Below are 16,408 nucleotides of genomic sequence, written 5' to 3'. Positions count from 1 at the left end.
CCGTGGGTTTGCGAACATGGCGCGCGGCTTCAGGCGTGCGCGCTCTGCAGCGAATAGCCCTTGAGCCGGGCCGAATACTCCTGCAGTGCGCGGATGCCACTGGCCTCGGCTTCGCGGCACCAGACCTGCAGGTTGTGCAGCGCCTCGCTCGCGTTCTGCGAACGCGCTTCGAGCAGGGCCGTCAGGCGTGCGCGATGCTCGACCAGCGTGCGGATGCGCGGACGCTGTTCGACCCACTGCTGCAACTCCTGACGCGCATCGGGCTGCAACCAGCGGCCGTCGTCGACCAGACCCTTGCGCAGCTGACGCGGCAACAGCTTGCGCAGCCGCGCACCTGCCGCCTGCGCTTCCTCGCGCAGCGCCGGCTTGAGTACGTTGCGCTGGTAGTCGGTCATCGCCTGGAAGCGATGCGCGAGCAGGGCGCGCATGGTGTCGGTGTCGGGCACGTGGATGTTGGGGCGGATGTCGAGCGATGGCGCCACGCGCAACACCTTCGCCAGACGCACCGATTCCAGCCCCTTGATGACCGCCCAGCCGATGTCGAATTCCCATTTGCGCAGCGCGAACTTCGCAGACGACGGGAACGCATGGTGGTTGTTGTGCAGCTCCTCACCGCCGATCCACACACCCCACGGCGTGAGATTGGTCGCGGTGTCGGTGGTCTCGAAATTGCGGTAACCCCACCAGTGGCCGAGCCCGTTGACGACGCCCGCCGCCCAGAACGGAATCCACGCCATCTGGATCGCCCACACCGCGACACCCTTGAAGCCGAACAGCGCGAAGCTGACGAACAGCAGCAGGGTCGGGCCGAACGTCGCCCACGGCGTATAGAGCTTGCGCTCGATCCAGTCGTTGGGCGCGCCCTTGCCGTACTGCTCGATGTCGGCGCGCATGCCACGCGCTTCGCGGTACAGCTCCACGCCCTGCCAGAACACCGTCTTGATGCCCTTGAAGCGCGGGCTGTGCGGGTCGTCCTCGGTCTCGCACTTGGCGTGGTGCTTGCGATGGATCGCCACCCACTCGCGCGTGATCATCGACGTGGTGAGCCACGTCCAGAAGCGGAAGAAGTGCGCGATCACCGGATGGAAATCCACGCCGCGATGCGCCTGGCTGCGATGCAGGTACAGGGTGACGGCGAAGATCGTCAGCTGCGTGGCCACCAGCAGATAGACGAGCATCGCGAGCCAGCCGAACTGCAGCAGGCCACCGGACAGGAACTCGAGAATCGTAGAAGACATGGGCGCGTCGGAAAGTCGTGAACCCATGCATCATGGCGGCATCAATGCCCCCTTTCCATCCCTCCGATCACGTATGGAGGGGCCCGCGATTCAGACTCGTCCCGCACGTCGCATTCATCGGCGGCGGAGTGCGCATCCGGATGCATCGACAGCACACGCGCGCCTGAACCGCTCGCCCCGTGCACCCCGCAGCGGATCGCCTGCGCGCGCGAAGCAGCACCAGGTGTCCGCCGTTGCCGGTCCGTCGATGCGATACAGATGCGTCCACGCGACGCGCTTGCGCCGGCGTCGACCACGCCCCGTGCAGCAGTCGCCTGCCCGCCTGGTGCCCCGCAGCACCGGTCCCCGGGCCGGCATGCCGGCCCGCACGCGCTGTGCGATAGTCGATGCGCATCACCGCACCACCGCTGTCCGTCTTGGCATACCGACTCTGGGAGGGGTTTCCATGCTCGAGCAACACGGTTTATGGCTGGCGCTGGGTTGTGCCGCCATCGCGATTCTCTACGGCGTGATTTCCGCCAGCTGGATCAACCGGCAACCTGCCGGCAACGCACGGATGCAGGAGATCGCAGGCGCGATCCAGGAAGGCGCCCGCGCATACCTCAATCGACAATATCTGACGATCTCGATCGTCGGCGCGGTGCTGTTCGTCCTGATCGGTGTGTTTCTGGGCTGGGCCACCGGTATCGGCTTCCTGCTCGGCGCGGTGCTGTCGGGTGCGGCGGGCTATATCGGCATGAATGTGTCGGTGAAGGCCAACGTGCGCACGGCGGAAGCCGCGCGGCGCGGCATCGGTCCGGCGATGGATGTCGCGTTCCGCGGCGGCGCGATCACCGGCATGCTGGTCGTCGGTCTGGGGCTGCTCGGCGTGGCCGGGTACTGGATGCTGCTGCCGCGCTTCGGCATCGCAAACGAAGCCGCGCTGCATGCGCTGGTGGGCCTGGCCTTCGGCAGCTCGCTGATTTCCATCTTCGCGCGCTTGGGCGGCGGCATCTTCACCAAGGGCGCCGATGTCGGTGCGGATCTGGTGGGCAAGGTCGAAGCGGGTATTCCCGAGGACGACCCGCGCAATCCGGCGGTGATCGCCGACAACGTCGGCGACAACGTCGGCGACTGCGCGGGCATGGCGGCCGATCTGTTCGAGACCTACGCGGTCACCGTGATCGCGACGATGCTGCTCGGCTTCCTGATGGCGTCGACCGTCGGCGCGAACGGCGTGCTGTATCCGCTGGTACTCGGTGGCGCGTCGATCCTGGCATCGATCGTCGGCACCTTCTTCGTCAAGGTGAAGGCAGGCGGTTCGATCATGGGGGCGCTGTACAAGGGCGTCATCGTGTCGGGCGTGATTGCCGCCGCACTGTTCTGGCCGATCACCCAGCAGCTGATGGCCGACAACGTGCACGGCGCGACGAATCTCTACTGGTGCGCGCTGATCGGGTTGATCCTGACCGGCGCGATCGTGTGGATCACCGAGTACTACACCGGCACGCAGTACGCGCCCGTGCGGCACATCGCGCAGGCCTCGACCACCGGGCACGGCACGAACATCATCGCGGGCCTGGGCGTGTCGATGAAATCGACGGCGATGCCAGTGATCGCGGTGTGCTTCGCGATCTGGGCGTGCTTCTCGTTCGCGGGGCTGTACGGCATCGCGATCGCGGCGACGGCGATGCTGTCGATGGCCGGCATGATCGTCGCGCTCGACGCCTACGGGCCGATCACCGACAACGCCGGCGGCATCGCCGAGATGGCGGAACTGCCGTCCGAGGTGCGCGACGTCACCGATCCGCTGGACGCGGTGGGCAACACGACCAAGGCGGTGACGAAGGGGTACGCGATCGGCTCCGCCGCGCTCGCGGCGCTGGTGCTGTTCGCCGACTTCACCCACAACCTCGAAGCGAAGTATCCGGGCACCGAGTTCCGCTTCGACCTCGCGGACCCCGCCGTGATCATCGGCCTCTTCATCGGCGGCCTGATTCCGTACCTGTTCGGCGCGATGGCGATGGAAGCGGTTGGCCGCGCGGCGGGCGCGGTGGTCGAAGAGGTCCGTCGCCAGTTCCGCGAGATCCCCGGGATCATGGCCGGCACCGCGAAGCCCGACTACTCGCGCGCCGTCGACATGCTGACCAAATCGGCGATCAAGGAAATGATCGTGCCCTCGCTGCTGCCGGTGCTGGTGCCGGTGGTCGTCGCGCTCGGCATGAACGCGCTGATGGGGCCGGGTGCCGGCATCCGCGCACTCGGTGGCCTGCTGATCGGTACGATCGTCACCGGCCTGTTCGTCGCGATCTCGATGACCACCGGCGGCGGCGCCTGGGACAACGCCAAGAAATACATTGAGGACGGCCACTTCGGCGGCAAGGGCAGCGAAGCGCACAAGGCCGCGGTGACCGGCGACACCGTCGGCGATCCCTACAAGGACACCGCGGGGCCGGCGATCAATCCGCTGATCAAGATCATCAATATCGTCGCGTTGCTTCTGGTCCCGCTGCTCTAGTCGAGGCCGGACCCGCTCGACGCTTCCGCCCCTCTCCCTCCGGGAGAGGGGAACGGGGTGAGGGCGCGTCGAAGGTGCGGATCAGGATCATCAATATCGTGGCGTTGTTGCTGGTGCCGCTGCCCTGAGCGGCTCGTAACGGCCACCGCTGTCCTGCCCCTCTCCCGCCGGGGTGGAGGGGTTGGGGCGAGAGCCTGCAGCAGACAAGGAACCAGACAAGCACGCATGGTTCCGGGACCTTGCGTCGGTTGATCGACACGCTGATGGGTTCGTTGCGCTCTACCCGTCCGGCGAAGCCTGATCAGTCGACGCAGGGATGTCGCTCTGCAGCGATATGCGTTCGTGATGTGCGTCCCGGGCCCCACCGCGACGGTTCCGCCTGCCGCGCCCCTACTTCTCGAACGTTCCGCTCGCCATGTCGAACCACGGCGTGCACAGCACCTGCTGGTCGTCGGCGTAGCCGAAATCGGCCTGCCAGACCTCTACGTCGCCACTGTCGTCGGACGAGAACAGACGCGCATCATCCGCGATGCCGATGCCGACGCACCACTGCACCTGCGCTGGCGTCGATGCGAGCCAGCTGGAAAAGCCGAAGCTGGCATCGACGCTCGCGCCCGGCTCGATGCGCCGCACGAGCGGCGTGGGCGGCATGGTAGGTGCAGGCGTCGGCAGCGCACGTGCGACATGCGACAGCGTGGCGCGCGTGCCGGCATATTCGCGCAACGACGGCACGCCGACGGCGCCGGACGCCTGGTGCCGTGTCAGCACCGCATGACGATCGCCGCGATCGAACACGACCAGCGGCACCTCGCCGGTATTGCGGATGCGGTAGTCGACACGCACGCCCTCGCCTTCACGCGCAAACACCGCTTCCAGCACGACACCTTCGGCATCGACGTGGGCGCGCGCGGAATCGCTGGGGGGCATTGCGGACCTCGAGTCGTGGCGTATGGGCGTACCCGACACCGCAGGTGCCGGCAGCAGTGCGCATGCGAGGCAAGCAGCGGCGGCGGCACTCCGGAACGCAGCATGGTCCCGTAGCTGTGAGGGCGGCGCGCTAACGACAGCGCGTGGATGCTCGGTCATCGGCACGGCGATCCTGGAGACGTCTCAGGACGCCCGGTGCAGGCGCCTCAAAACAGCAGGGGCGGCGCACGCATGCACCGCCCCTGCGTCGTAGCGGATAGTCAGAGCGCGTAGCTCGGACGGTCCGGCATGCCCAGTTCGCGACGGATGCCGTTCTCGGTCAGATGGATCGGGTTGTGGGTGATCGCACCGCTGCCGTCGAAGTCGTATGGCGTGGCGCTGGTCTCCAGTCCCACGGCCTGTCGTTCGGCATTGGGCACACGGCCACTGTCAGGACCGGTGCCGCGATACGTGCCCTGCAGGAAGGTGCCGTTGACGCCGTTGTAGGCATGCGACATCTCGTGGAACAGGACCACCGACGGTGCCGGGAACGCGTCCATGTGGAAGGACGGGTTGTAGCTGATGGTCACGTCACCACCGGCGCCCGGGCGGCCGTTGACGATGTCGGCGTCATTGCTGAAGGTCTGGGCGTAACCGTTGTCCTCGTTCGACAGTTCCTGGATGGTCACGGTGTTGCCCTTCGATTCGGCCGCCTTGTCGAACTCGGCCATCATCTGCTGGCCGTTCGGCGAGGCACGCAGGAAGTCCAGCTCGGACTGCATGCGCTGGACGAAGGCTTCGGACCCCTGCACGCGGACACCACGATCGCCCACGGTGTTGTCGATCTCGACATTGACGACGGTCGGGCGGGCACCGGTCGCGGCGTTGACGATGTCACTGGCTTGCGAATAGACGGTCGTCTGCGCGTGCGCGCTTTCGATCGAGTCACTGCCGAGGCCCGCATAGACCGTCGTGCGCCCGTCGCCGACATTGACCACGTCATCGCCGCCACCGGCGGACAGGATGTCGAACGTGCCGCCGCCGTGGATCACGTCGTCACCGCGGCCACCTTCGATGTAGTTGGTGCCGCCGCCGGCGTGGATGGTATCGCTGCCGCCGCCGCCGTAGATCACGTTGACGCCGCTGCCACCGAAGATCTCGTTCGTGCCGCCGATCGTGTGGATGTCGTTGCGACCGCTGCCGGTGGTGCGGATGGTGTCGTCGCCACCGCCGCTTGTGATGCGGTTGTCGCCGTCGCCTTCGACGTTGACGTCGTTGTTGCCGTCGCCGGCATCGACCACGACGTTGACCTGCACATTGGGCGCGACCTGGATGGTGTCATTGCCGGCGCCGGTGCGCAGGGTCAGTTCCTGGCCTTCGGCCAGACGTACCTCGTAGCTCTCGCCGTTGACCGACACGTCCAGCGTGCCGTCGTCGCGCTGGCTCACGCCGACGCTGTCGTCGCCGGTGCCGGTGGTAAACACGACCTGGTCGCGGCTGATGTAGCCCTGCGCCTGGGTGCGTTCGCGGGTGACGTCCACCTGGGCATCGCTGTGCAGCGGATCGATCGCGATCGGCTTGCCGTCGGGCGTGCTGCTGGTGGTGCGGCCGGTGGTGTTGTTGCTGCCGCCATCGATGCCGATCGCGCCGTTGGGCGCACGCTCCGGCGCATCGAGTGTGGACACCTCCGGGCCTTCTCCCAGCCCCACGGCGTCGGCATGGTCGTCAACGCCGCCCGCGGCAGGACCGTCATGGTCATGGGTATGCGTCGGGGCCAGCGGATTCTGCCAGTAGCCTTGCGCGGCGGTGGCGGTCGGGGGCAACGAATCGAGCGTGGTCATCGGAACGGGCCTGCGTCAGCGAAAGTCGGAGTCCATATGTACGCCCCCGTATGGCGCGACCATACTGGGGCGTACCCTTGGTCCGTCCCGTTTCGCGACGTTGCATCAGAAACCATCGCCGGCGATCACCGCTGCGCCGCAACATCGCAGGCGCTAAAATGCACGTTCTTATCGACACTGGAAGTGCATCGCTATGGGCCTGGGCTCCGTTCCTACCGGCAAGAACCCGCCGGACGAAATCAACGTGATCATCGAAATCCCGAAGGACGCCGAGCCGGTCAAGTACGAGGTGGACAAGGAGAGCGGCGCGATCTTCGTCGACCGCATCCTCTCCACGCCGATGCGCTACCCCTGCAATTACGGCTACGTGCCGAACACCGTGTGCGGCGACGGCGATCCGGCCGACGTGCTGGTCGTGCTGCCGCTGCCGTTGATCCCCGGCTCGGTCATCCGCTGCCGCCCGGTCGGCGTGCTGAAGATGACCGACGAGGCCGGCAGCGACGAGAAGATCCTTGCCGTGCCGATCGACAAGGTGTTCGGCGGCTACGCCCACGTCGACGACCTCGACAAGGTGTCGGCCCACTGGCTCGAGCGCATCGGCCATTTCTTCGAGCACTACAAGGATCTCGAGAAGGGCAAGTGGGTCAAGATCAGCGGCTGGGGCGATGCAGCCGAAGCCAAGGCACTGCTCAACGACGCCATCGCCGCCTACGCGGCCGAGTAATTGCTGCGACGGCGTTTCCGCCGTCACAGTTTGCGACACGCCGCCGGAACCCGCGCGGCGTGGTTGCTAACATCGCTGCGAGCCGACCCACCCGTGGGGCCGCGGCGACCAGGGGATTTCCATCGTGCGTATTCTGTTCGTGGGCGGCGAAGACAGCCTGCCCTCCGACCTCGTCTCTCTCGTATCCGACATGGATGACGGCTGGCAGGTCCAGCGCGCCGCCGACGGTGCGGCAGCCACCACATTGATCACCGACACGCCGCAGGACGTCGTGGTGGTCGCACCGACGCTGCCGGACATGCCGGTCGCCTCGCTGCTCGGCCAGATCCGCACGCTGCGCCCCGAAACCTCGCGCATCGCGGTGTTCGGGGGTCAACCGCCCGCGCGCGTGCTGTCGCTGGCGCATCGCTTTCTGCCGTTGCCGGTGGGCGACGCCCAGCTGCTGGAAGCCATCGGCAGCCTGGAGGAATTGCGCGAGCTGCTCGACAACCCGGACCTGCGCGAACGCATCGGCAAGATCGAAAAACTCCCGTCGCCGCCACAGACCTATCTGGCGCTGGCGCACGCACTCGAATCCGACGAAGACAGCAACGCCAACGATATCGCGCAGCTGATTGCGGGTGATCCCGCGATCGCCGCAAAGGTCCTGCAGCTGTGCAACTCTGCATACTTTTCCGCGGGACGCACCATCACCGATCTGCGTTCGGCGGTCACCCGGCTGGGCCTGGCGACGATGCGCGACCTGGTGCTGGCCAGCGAAGTCTTCGCAAGCCCTGCGCGCAGCGATCTCGACCGACCGGCGATGCAGCAGCGCGCACTTTTGGCTTCGCAGCTCGCCCGCCGCATGCTGCCCGAGTCCAGTGCGGAACTCGGCGCCACCGCTGCCCTGCTCGCCGACATTGGCCTGCTCCTGCCGGGTGTGCGTGACGAACGCGCTCCTATCGAAACGCAGCCGGCCGATGTTCCCGGCCACACCGAGGCCGGCGCCTATCTCCTCGGCCTATGGGGTTTGCCGATGCCGATCATCGAGGCCGTGGCGTTCCAGCGTGATCCGGCCAGGGCCGGCACGCGCAGCTTCTGGGTCACGGGCGCGGTCCATGTCGCGACCGCGCTCGCGTCTGGCGAACCCGTGCGGGAGGACTACCTGCAGCGGACCGGCCTACTTGGCAAGCTCGATGGTTGGCGTGCACATGCCGCGCAGCTCAAGGGCATGGATGCGGCGCAACCGGCCTGAGACAGCGCTGCGGCCGCAGTCGTCGCACACTGCAGATCGCCTGACAGGAAACCGCCGTTGATCGCATTGCGATCTTGACCGGCAGAGTTGGAGAGACGCCCCAGGCTGTCAAGGGAAGGGCGCGCACGCCGTACTTCGAAGTCCATGACGCTGCCTGACTGACTGGCAGGCACGCAGACAGGATCGACACCGTCGCCCCTGCCATGCCGTCGCATGTGCAATGCCGGCTGCGGCGTCTTGCAAGCAAGAAGCAGATCCGGTGCACCCGGCTGTCGTCCGCGGGCAGCGCTCCGGGGACGTGCTTTCGTCCAACCGCTCAGGTCACAAAAAACTACGGCCCCTTTCGGAGCCGTAGTGGATCACACAGGACTTCGATGGATCAGAAGCGCTGGTTGTACTGCATGTACATGAAGCGACCGATGTCGTAGCCGCCGTAATAAGCCGAGCCGGACGCCGGGTTGGAGTACATCGGTGCCGAGTAGTGCTCGAACACGTTGTTCGCGCCCACCGAGATCGTGGCATTCCACGGCGCGGTGTAACGGACCTGGACGTCGTGGAACGTGTTGGAACCGATCTCGTTCTTCGGCGAGATGAAGCCGGCCAGATCGGGGGCGGAATACTCCGGCAGGCTGCAGACACCGGGATAGGCCGTGGCGTTCAGGCAGTTCTCCTTGACACCGGAGTAGTAGCGCGCCGTCCAAGTAACGCCGAAGTCACCCATCTCCCAGCCCAAAGAAGCGTTGGACCGGATACGGAAGTTGATACCACCGCCACCCGAGAAACCATTCGACTGCTCGGGCGCCACCGTATCGTTGTTGTCCTGCTTGAGCTCGTTCTTGGACACATAGGTATTGAGCCACGACGCGCGGAAGTTGCCGTAGTCGGTCTGGAACGCGTAGTTGACGTCGAGATCGTAACCCTCGGTTTCCTGATAACCCGCATTGATGCCGGAATAGAAGAACGACGTGATCACGCCATCCGCGTCACGCGTGAAGCGCGAACCCGTTGGATCCGAGCAACGGGCTTCGATGCCACGCGCATAGCAGTCGGCGAGTACGGCGGTCGGGCCGTCACCGACAATCGTGTTTTCGATGCGGATGTTCCACCAGTCCAGCGCGACGTTCAGGCCCTGGATCTGCGACGGGCTGTACACGAGGCCCAACGTCTTGCTGACCGATTCTTCCGGGGTCAGACCCGGGTTCGAGCCCGACGTGAAGGCGCGATCCGACTGGTCTTCCTGGCCCTCAGACAGGCCATCCGCCGTGTTGGCACGCTGGCGGAAATCCGCCGGCACATCGGCCAGACAACGGGCGCTGCCCGCGGCGATGCCGTAGACGGAATCGCAGGGATCTTCATAGAACTCGAAGGACTGCGATTCACCGCCGAACAGATCGTTGATCGTCGGGGCGCGGAAGCCCTGCGACCAGGTACCGCGGACCAGCAGCGATTCGATCGGCTTCCACACGAAACCGGCCTTGCTGTTGGTGGCATCGCCGAAGGTGTCGTAATCCGAGTAGCGCGACGCGAGATTGATGCTCAATTCCTGCGCGAACGGCACGTCCGACAGCAGCGGAATCTGCAGCTCGGCATAGATTTCGTCGAGGCTGTAGGAGCCGCTGGTCGGGCCCGACGCGAGGTCGGTCGAATCGCCGGTCTGCGCGAGCGCATCAGGCGAGAAGGAACCACGCTCCTGACGGTGTTCAACGCCGACTGCGAAGCCCAGATCGCCAGCAGGCAGTTCGAAGATCGAGCCGCTGAGGTTGGCGAAGTAAGCGCGCGTTTCGGTCTCGGACAGCGCCTGGCCCGGCTTGTACAGGTACGCCTGCACATCCGGATCAGCCAGGCTGTTCTCGGCCGCATAGCCGAAAGGAATCAGCGGATTCCACGGCGTACACGCGCCGGGGCCGGTGCCGAGGGTGATGTCGTTGTCCGGCGTGCCGCACTGGACCACACCGTCGGCGTTGCGGAACGAGGGACCCGTTGCACGCGCAACATTCAGCGTGTTGAGGTTACCCGTGCTGATCTGCACACCCTTGTTCTGGTTGTACAGGTGGCCGACGTCCCAATCGAAGATGCGGTTGTCACCGAACTCGAACGAACCCTTGATGGCGTTCGAGATGCGGAACGTAGTCAGGCTGTTGCGGACTTCGCGCGGCACTTCCCAGCCACGGCGGGTGTAGGCAACCGTTTCGCCGACAGGATTGAAGACACTGTCCGCGGACAGGCCCGCACCATTGAAGGCGGCACTGTTGTCGAACGCTTCACTCTGGAACGGGTAGCCGGCGTTGCGGGCGTAGGAATCACGATCCGAGTACAACAGATCGGTTTCGAGGGTGATGTTGTCGGTGATGTCGACGATCGAACTCAGGAATGCCGACTTGCGCTCGATACCGCTGTAGACGGTCGACTGCTGCGACGGGAAGGTCTGATCGATCGCAGCATCTACCGGACGGTAGCTGGCGAAATCGGTGGGATCCAGGTTCGGGACATCGCGGCGCAGCGTGTAATTCACGCCGCCGAAGGTGAACTGGCCTTCCTTGCGCACGCCGGACGCACCGCCCGGGAACGGCGCGCTCTTCGGGCCGGTCGGGAACGTGTCACGCGAGAACCAGCGATCGGGTGCGAACACCGGATCTTCCTTCGCATACTCGGCGCCGAAGGTCAGCGAGGTGCGCTCGCCGGTGGAACCGACCACGATGTCGTAACGCTCGACCGCACCGTCGCCCTCGCCCCACTGGCCGTAGTACGCGCCGGCTTCCGCGCCGTCGAAATTGCGACGGGTGATGATGTTGATCACGCCGGCAACCGCGTCCGAACCATAAATGGTCGAAGCGCCGTCCTTCAGGATTTCGATGCGCTCGACCATCGAGGTCGGAATCGCGGAGACGTCCTGCAGGCCACTCGTGGTGATGCCGAGACGACGACCATTGACCAGCACCAGGGTGCGCTGCGGGCCGAGGTTACGCAGATCGATGTAGGTACCACCGACGGCTTCACCCGAGCTCAGCGGCGAAGCGCGGCTGATGGCCGGCGAACCCGCCGAGGTGATGTTCTCCAGAATGTCGGCGACCGAGCTGTAGCCCTGGGTCTCGAGATCCTGACGCGTGATCTGCAGCACGGGCTGCGCGGTTTCCAGGTCGACCTGGCGGATGCGCGAACCGGTGACTTCGATACGGTCCAGGGTGGTCGCGCCGTCCGTGGGCTGCGTCTGCGCAAATGCGGCACCCGGCACGATCGCGGTCAGGATCGCGGCTGGCAGCAAGCCCTTCCGCAGTGCGGGAGTGCGAAAATTCTTCAAGGTTCTCTCTCCAGAGTGTGTGCGTTACTGAGGCGTTAAGACGCCATTTGCACGTTACGTCTGGAACCACCTGCGCCGCCTTGCCGCTGCCACTCACTGCTTGTGCCGAATTTGGCGCTTGCGCGACCGGCGTCACTTTGCAGTGACTCCGGTCACGCACTTCTGTTAAGCCGACGCGTAGGCTTCGTTGGCTTTGGTGCCGCCGGCACGACGCAGATTGCTGCGATACCGGCTCGCAGGAACGCCGTGGTGGTTCTTGAACGCGCGGGCGAAGCTGCAGCAGTTGTCGAAGCCGCTGGCAGCCGCCACCTCACCCACCATCATCGATGTGGTGCGCAGCAGCTGCGCCGCACGCTCGAGACGCAGACGGACCGAGAGCGCCTGCGGGCTCTCGTCGTAGAGCGCGTGGAACGCCTTGGAGAAGTACCAGCTGGAGAAGCTGGTGAGGTCTGCCAGTTCACTGATCCGGACCACGCGGTCGGAGTTGCCTTCCAGGTACAGACGCGCGCGCTGCATGCGACCGAATACCTGCCGCTTGCGGCTGCGCGAGCGACCCGGACAGCGACGCACGGTGGCGGCGAGATCCCGTTGGACATGCGCCAGCTGCAGCAGCAGCGGACGGACCGAAAGCGCATCGCCATCGCTCTCGGCCGCTGCACGCCACAGGCGCAGGAGGGTGCGCAGTTCGCGACCCGGAAGGCGCCCACGGCCGGCATACAGGCTGCCGTCGCTCAGGGCCTGGAGCGAATCGAGCGCCTGGGTGTCGAGCGCGATGCCGATACACAGCCCCTGCGGACCACTCTGGATCAGTGGCGTGGATTCCTTCTCGAACGCCATCCAGTCGCCGCGGCGCATCCGGAAGCGGCCCTCACGCGACTCGATCCAGCCATCGCCACGCACCTGGATCCACAGGTTGAACACGGGTGCGGACATCTGCATGCCGCCCAAGCGCGACGTGCCGAGGCACTGCGCAGCCGTTTCGAGCGCTTCAAACGCGAGCATCTGGCCGCGCGCGGCCCATAGACAGTTCGACATCCCGCCACCTGCTTCATTTCAAAGAGGCGACCGTTGTGCCGCGTGTGCACGGGGATTGCCCGAACGCGGGCGTAGAGTTTGCCGAAATCGTGGCGAACGACATTCCGAAGAATTTACGATAGCTTATTCTTCAATGATATCAACCACTTGACGATTCCCTCGGGTTGGGCGCGACGTGTCGGCAGCGGCATGAATCCGATCCCGCTGCCATCGTCCGACGCCAACGACACATAGGAATGCATGCCATCGAACGAAAATCCGTTCGTCGCGCTGCGCGTGAGCGGGTCGACACATTCCACCCCGTCTTCTTCCAGCGATGCGCCTTCGATCCGGTGACGGGACAATCGCGTCCAGCATGCGGCCGTGGCATCGAGATAGGCGATGCGCCCGTCGGCGGCCAAGGACCAGCTCCGATAGCGCCATCTCGAGGGCAGCTTGTCGCTCAGACGCGTGATGCGGCCTGCATCCAGCGACGGCGGTACTTCCCACAGGCCATTGGCGTCCAGCCGGCTGTACAGGACCCGCTCGCGCACGTGGTCGAACCGGACCTGCGAGACATCCTCGATCCGACCGCGGGACTGCCAGGTGGCGCGGTCGTAGGCGACGAGCGAGGTGCCACCGCTGCGGTCCTCCTCCAGCACGAACAGCGTGCCGGCCGGGCCGTACACGGCCTGCGCCGGCCGGTGACCGGGCACCTCGAGCCTTACGATTCGACCGCTCGCAGGCTCGACCTCCAGAATCATCGGCGCATTGGCCGCATCCAGCGCGGTCACCAGGAAGCGACGCCCGTCCGGAGCCCAGGACGGCGCCTGCCGGGTGTCCGGCCGGACACCTTCGATCGGCCGTAACGAGTCAGGTGCGCCGAGTCGCCCCCACCACAGTTCGAACCGACCGGCCCGATCGGACGTGAACACCATCTGCTCGCCATCCGGCGCGAGCGTGGGCTGCGAATCGCGTCCGGAGGACGTGAACAGACGCTCCCAGTCGCCATTCGTCCAGTTCACGCGATAGATCCCGAACTGCGGTCGCCGGTGCACGAAGGCCATCATCCCGGCGCGCGGGGAGATCGACGGCATCTGTGCGTCCTCGATGCCCAGATCGACAACGGCGCCGCTGTCGACATCGGCGCGATACAAGCGCGCCTCGCTGTCGACGCGCAGGCCGAACACCATCGCCTGGCCATCCGGCGTCCAGGACCAGCCGCGCATCTCGGCATTGAGGTGGGTCACCTGCTGCGGCGTGCCGCCCGCAATGGGCACCCGCCACAGGTCGCCCATCTGCGGATTGCGGATGAAGCCGATCCACTGCCCGTCCGGGGAGACCTGCGGGGCGTAGTCGACGTCGCCCGTCGCGCCCGGGTAATCGATGTTCCGCCAGCGTCCGCCCACCGGATCGAGGATCCGCAGCCGTGTCCTGTTTCCCTCGCCCGTCATCGTGCCGAACAGCAGACCACTGCCGTCGGGCAACCAGTCGAAGCTCAGCAGATCACTGCCGTCACACCGTGCGATTTCACGCTCGTCCCCGACCCCGTTGGCAGACACCAGCAGCACACGGCAGGCGCCGTCGATCTCCCAGCGCGCGAACGCGATTTCGCGACCATCGGGGGACCACGCAGGCAGATCGTCCAGCGCGCCATGCGGGGGCCGCGACAATGCACGCGGCGCAGCGCTCGATGTGGTCTGCACGAGAATCGCCGACTGCTGCGCAGCGCCGCCGGTGCCCGACGCGGAATAGGCCACCATGGACGCATCGGGCGACAGTGAAGGCGACATCGCGAACCCGGTCGCACTGGTGATGAGACGATACGGCCTGCTGACCGGTGCCGGGCCCGGCGCGTTTGCGCTGTCGGGCGCCGCCACACCCGCCGACTCGAACGTCGCCCAGAGCCCACCCACCACCAGCGAGACGAGAGCCAGCGCCGCGGTGGCGAGCAACCAGAGGCCACGCCGCAGGACGAGGCTGCGCGGTCGCGCCATGCGTTCCGGCACGGGCGACAGCGACGGCGTCGCAGCGAATGCGGGATCGGTGGTCAACCCCCCCGCGGGCTGCAGCGCCTGGACCGGATCGGTCGCCAGGACCTCGACCGGTACATTCAGCCGATAGCCGCCCTTGGCGATCGTCTCGATGTAGCGCTTGCCCGCTTCTGTACCGACCCGTCCCGCACCGAACGCCTTGCGCAACTGGGTGATCGCCTGGGTCAGCACGTCATCGGTCGGCAACGTGTCCCGCCAGACTTCAGCCAGCAGTTCGTTGCGCCCGACCACGGCGCCGGGGACGCGCGCCAGCATCCTGAGCACGCCGATCGCCTTTGGCGTCACACGGCGGGGACCACGCGCGTCGGGCATCAGGATCTCGCGCGTCGCAAGATCCACCGTTCCTTCACCCACGCGGAGACGCAGGGGCGCCGGCACGTCGGGAGGGATCGGATCTGGCATCAAGGCACCAACAGGCAGGTCGGGGAGGTTAGCCAAGACAGGCTGAATGAAGCGCAGCCTGACGCCGGACTCCGCACAACGCGCGTGACACAGGTCATGGAGACGCTTGGAGCCTCGGATCAGTCCGTGACTGTTCATCTGGCCGTCCGGCTCCAGTCTGGTGCATGCGCATGACAGAAGGCCCGCGCCTCGTGGATGCGATCGCACTGCGCGCCTCTGCCGCGCCGGGCCCATGACTGCCGAGCACCACGGCCCTAATCGGAGGCATGGGTCAACCGGGCAGCATCCGCCCACGTGGGCATCGATCGACCGGCGCATCGCCGGGCGCCTCGATGCAGGCGACATCCCAGGGTGTTTCCCCCGAACCGACGGTGGCATATGCCTGGCAGAACGCAGGTCGGTGCTCGCTGCAGCCGGGCTCGCCGAAAAACCCGCGTCCTCGTTTTGCGACATCCGGCATGCGCTGTCCGCCTTGCCGAAGCAGTCGCTTTGCCGACCAGGCCTCAGCGCACACACAAAAAAGCGGGCCGCATGGCCCGCTTTCTCGGTGCTGCGGTGACGCGCCCGGTTTACATCGCCTGCGCGCGCGCGCCAGCCTGGTGCGGATAGTTCGCGAAGATTTCGGCAATCGTCGAATTGATCCGCTGGGCCCGCTGGTCCGGCCGGTTGTTGGACACGCGACCGACTGCGATGCCTTCCCACACCAGACGCTTCGCACGCGCATCGACCAGATCGACGTTCATCGTGCCCTCGGTGTAGCGGTACACGCTGGTGCGCTCATTCCAGTACGGCACCGCGAAGTACCCGCGGGCGCGATAGCTGTAGTAGTACGCGTAGTCGACGGTCGGGTAGCTGCTGACGTCGGTGCGACGTTCCATGTAGGCGTTGATGTTCACCCACAGGTCGGGGTTGGCTTCGCTGTAGCGGTAGCCGCGGCGCTCCATCTCGGCGCGCACGGCCGCCTTGGCGATCTCGCTGGCCTGGGTCTCGTAGCCTTCCTTCTCGATCGCCAGCGGGGTGTAGAAGGACCAGGTGCGGTAAGCCGAGAAGTCCGCGCGCGGATCGGCCTCGGTGGTGATGCGCGGGCCCGTGGCACAGCCGGCGAGCAGCGCGATGCCGCACAGCGCCACAAGCCACACAGCGACGCGGGACGTCGAAGTCTTCATGTCGGATCTCCCTGATGTCTGGCGGATCGTGACG

Annotated in this window: 9 protein-coding genes and 1 pseudogene; 3 read left to right on the top strand and 7 right to left on the bottom strand. The window is 66.0% G+C overall.

The window, feature by feature from the left end:
- Nucleotides 1-29: 29 nt before the first annotated feature.
- Complete coding sequence (locus tag AC3IRM_RS01595) at nt 30-1,238, bottom strand: DesA family fatty acid desaturase (RefSeq protein WP_489204581.1); 1,209 nt, start codon at nt 1,236-1,238, stop codon at nt 30-32.
- Between the two features lie 445 nt (nt 1,239-1,683).
- Here AC3IRM_RS01595 and AC3IRM_RS01590 point away from each other — a divergent pair, with 445 nt between their 5' ends.
- The gene (locus tag AC3IRM_RS01590) at nt 1,684-3,735 is read left to right on the top strand and encodes a sodium-translocating pyrophosphatase (protein WP_489204580.1); all 2,052 of its coding nucleotides are present in this window, start codon (nt 1,684-1,686) and stop codon (nt 3,733-3,735) included.
- A 390-nt stretch (nt 3,736-4,125) separates the two neighbouring features.
- Here the strand turns inward: AC3IRM_RS01590 and AC3IRM_RS01585 are convergent, their stop codons facing one another.
- Complete coding sequence (locus AC3IRM_RS01585) at nt 4,126-4,662, bottom strand: hypothetical protein (RefSeq protein ID WP_489204579.1); 537 nt, start codon at nt 4,660-4,662, stop codon at nt 4,126-4,128.
- A gap of 260 nt (nt 4,663-4,922) precedes the next feature.
- The gene (locus AC3IRM_RS01580; protein ID WP_489204578.1) at nt 4,923-6,482 is read right to left on the bottom strand and encodes a M91 family zinc metallopeptidase; all 1,560 of its coding nucleotides are present in this window, start codon (nt 6,480-6,482) and stop codon (nt 4,923-4,925) included.
- 193 nt (nt 6,483-6,675) lie between these two features.
- On the opposite strand from AC3IRM_RS01580, the gene ppa reads away from it, so the two are divergent.
- Nucleotides 6,676-7,206, top strand: coding sequence for an inorganic diphosphatase (ppa, locus tag AC3IRM_RS01575; protein WP_489204577.1), 531 nt, complete (start codon nt 6,676-6,678; stop codon nt 7,204-7,206).
- 124 nt (nt 7,207-7,330) lie between these two features.
- Nucleotides 7,331-8,440: an HDOD domain-containing protein gene (locus tag AC3IRM_RS01570; RefSeq protein ID WP_489204576.1), complete on the top strand. Its 1,110-nt coding sequence runs from the start codon at nt 7,331-7,333 to the stop codon at nt 8,438-8,440.
- A gap of 379 nt (nt 8,441-8,819) precedes the next feature.
- On the opposite strand, the gene AC3IRM_RS01565 is transcribed toward AC3IRM_RS01570, so the two are convergent.
- The 4 genes and pseudogenes from AC3IRM_RS01565 to AC3IRM_RS01550 form a co-directional block, all read right to left on the bottom strand.
- The gene (locus tag AC3IRM_RS01565; protein ID WP_489204575.1) at nt 8,820-11,738 is read right to left on the bottom strand and encodes a TonB-dependent receptor domain-containing protein; all 2,919 of its coding nucleotides are present in this window, start codon (nt 11,736-11,738) and stop codon (nt 8,820-8,822) included.
- 152 nt (nt 11,739-11,890) lie between these two features.
- Nucleotides 11,891-12,773: pseudogene (locus AC3IRM_RS01560) on the bottom strand (helix-turn-helix domain-containing protein).
- 113 nt (nt 12,774-12,886) lie between these two features.
- On the bottom strand, nt 12,887-15,208 hold the full coding sequence (locus AC3IRM_RS01555; protein ID WP_489204574.1) for a winged helix-turn-helix domain-containing protein: 2,322 nt from the start codon (nt 15,206-15,208) through the stop codon (nt 12,887-12,889).
- 569 nt (nt 15,209-15,777) lie between these two features.
- Nucleotides 15,778-16,374, bottom strand: coding sequence for a DUF4136 domain-containing protein (locus AC3IRM_RS01550; protein WP_489204573.1), 597 nt, complete (start codon nt 16,372-16,374; stop codon nt 15,778-15,780).
- Nucleotides 16,375-16,408: the final 34 nt, after the last annotated feature.

It is taken from the genome of Luteimonas sp. KH_071 (assembly GCF_057838005.1).
The sequence above is the reverse complement of the archived record's forward strand: the minus strand, read 5'-3'. Positions and strand labels throughout refer to the sequence as shown.

What these genes read in the sequence shown, in the direction of transcription:
- AC3IRM_RS01595 (WP_489204581.1), bottom strand. Translation starts at nt 1,238, where the DNA reads ATGTCTTCTACGATTCTCGAGTTCCTGTCCGGTGGCCTGCTGCAGTTC.
- AC3IRM_RS01590 (WP_489204580.1), top strand. Translation starts at nt 1,684, where the DNA reads ATGCTCGAGCAACACGGTTTATGGCTGGCGCTGGGTTGTGCCGCCATC.
- AC3IRM_RS01585 (WP_489204579.1), bottom strand. Translation starts at nt 4,662, where the DNA reads ATGCCCCCCAGCGATTCCGCGCGCGCCCACGTCGATGCCGAAGGTGTC.
- AC3IRM_RS01580 (WP_489204578.1), bottom strand. Translation starts at nt 6,482, where the DNA reads ATGACCACGCTCGATTCGTTGCCCCCGACCGCCACCGCCGCGCAAGGC.
- ppa (WP_489204577.1), top strand. Translation starts at nt 6,676, where the DNA reads ATGGGCCTGGGCTCCGTTCCTACCGGCAAGAACCCGCCGGACGAAATC.
- AC3IRM_RS01555 (WP_489204574.1), bottom strand. Translation starts at nt 15,208, where the DNA reads ATGCCAGATCCGATCCCTCCCGACGTGCCGGCGCCCCTGCGTCTCCGC.
- AC3IRM_RS01550 (WP_489204573.1), bottom strand. Translation starts at nt 16,374, where the DNA reads ATGAAGACTTCGACGTCCCGCGTCGCTGTGTGGCTTGTGGCGCTGTGC.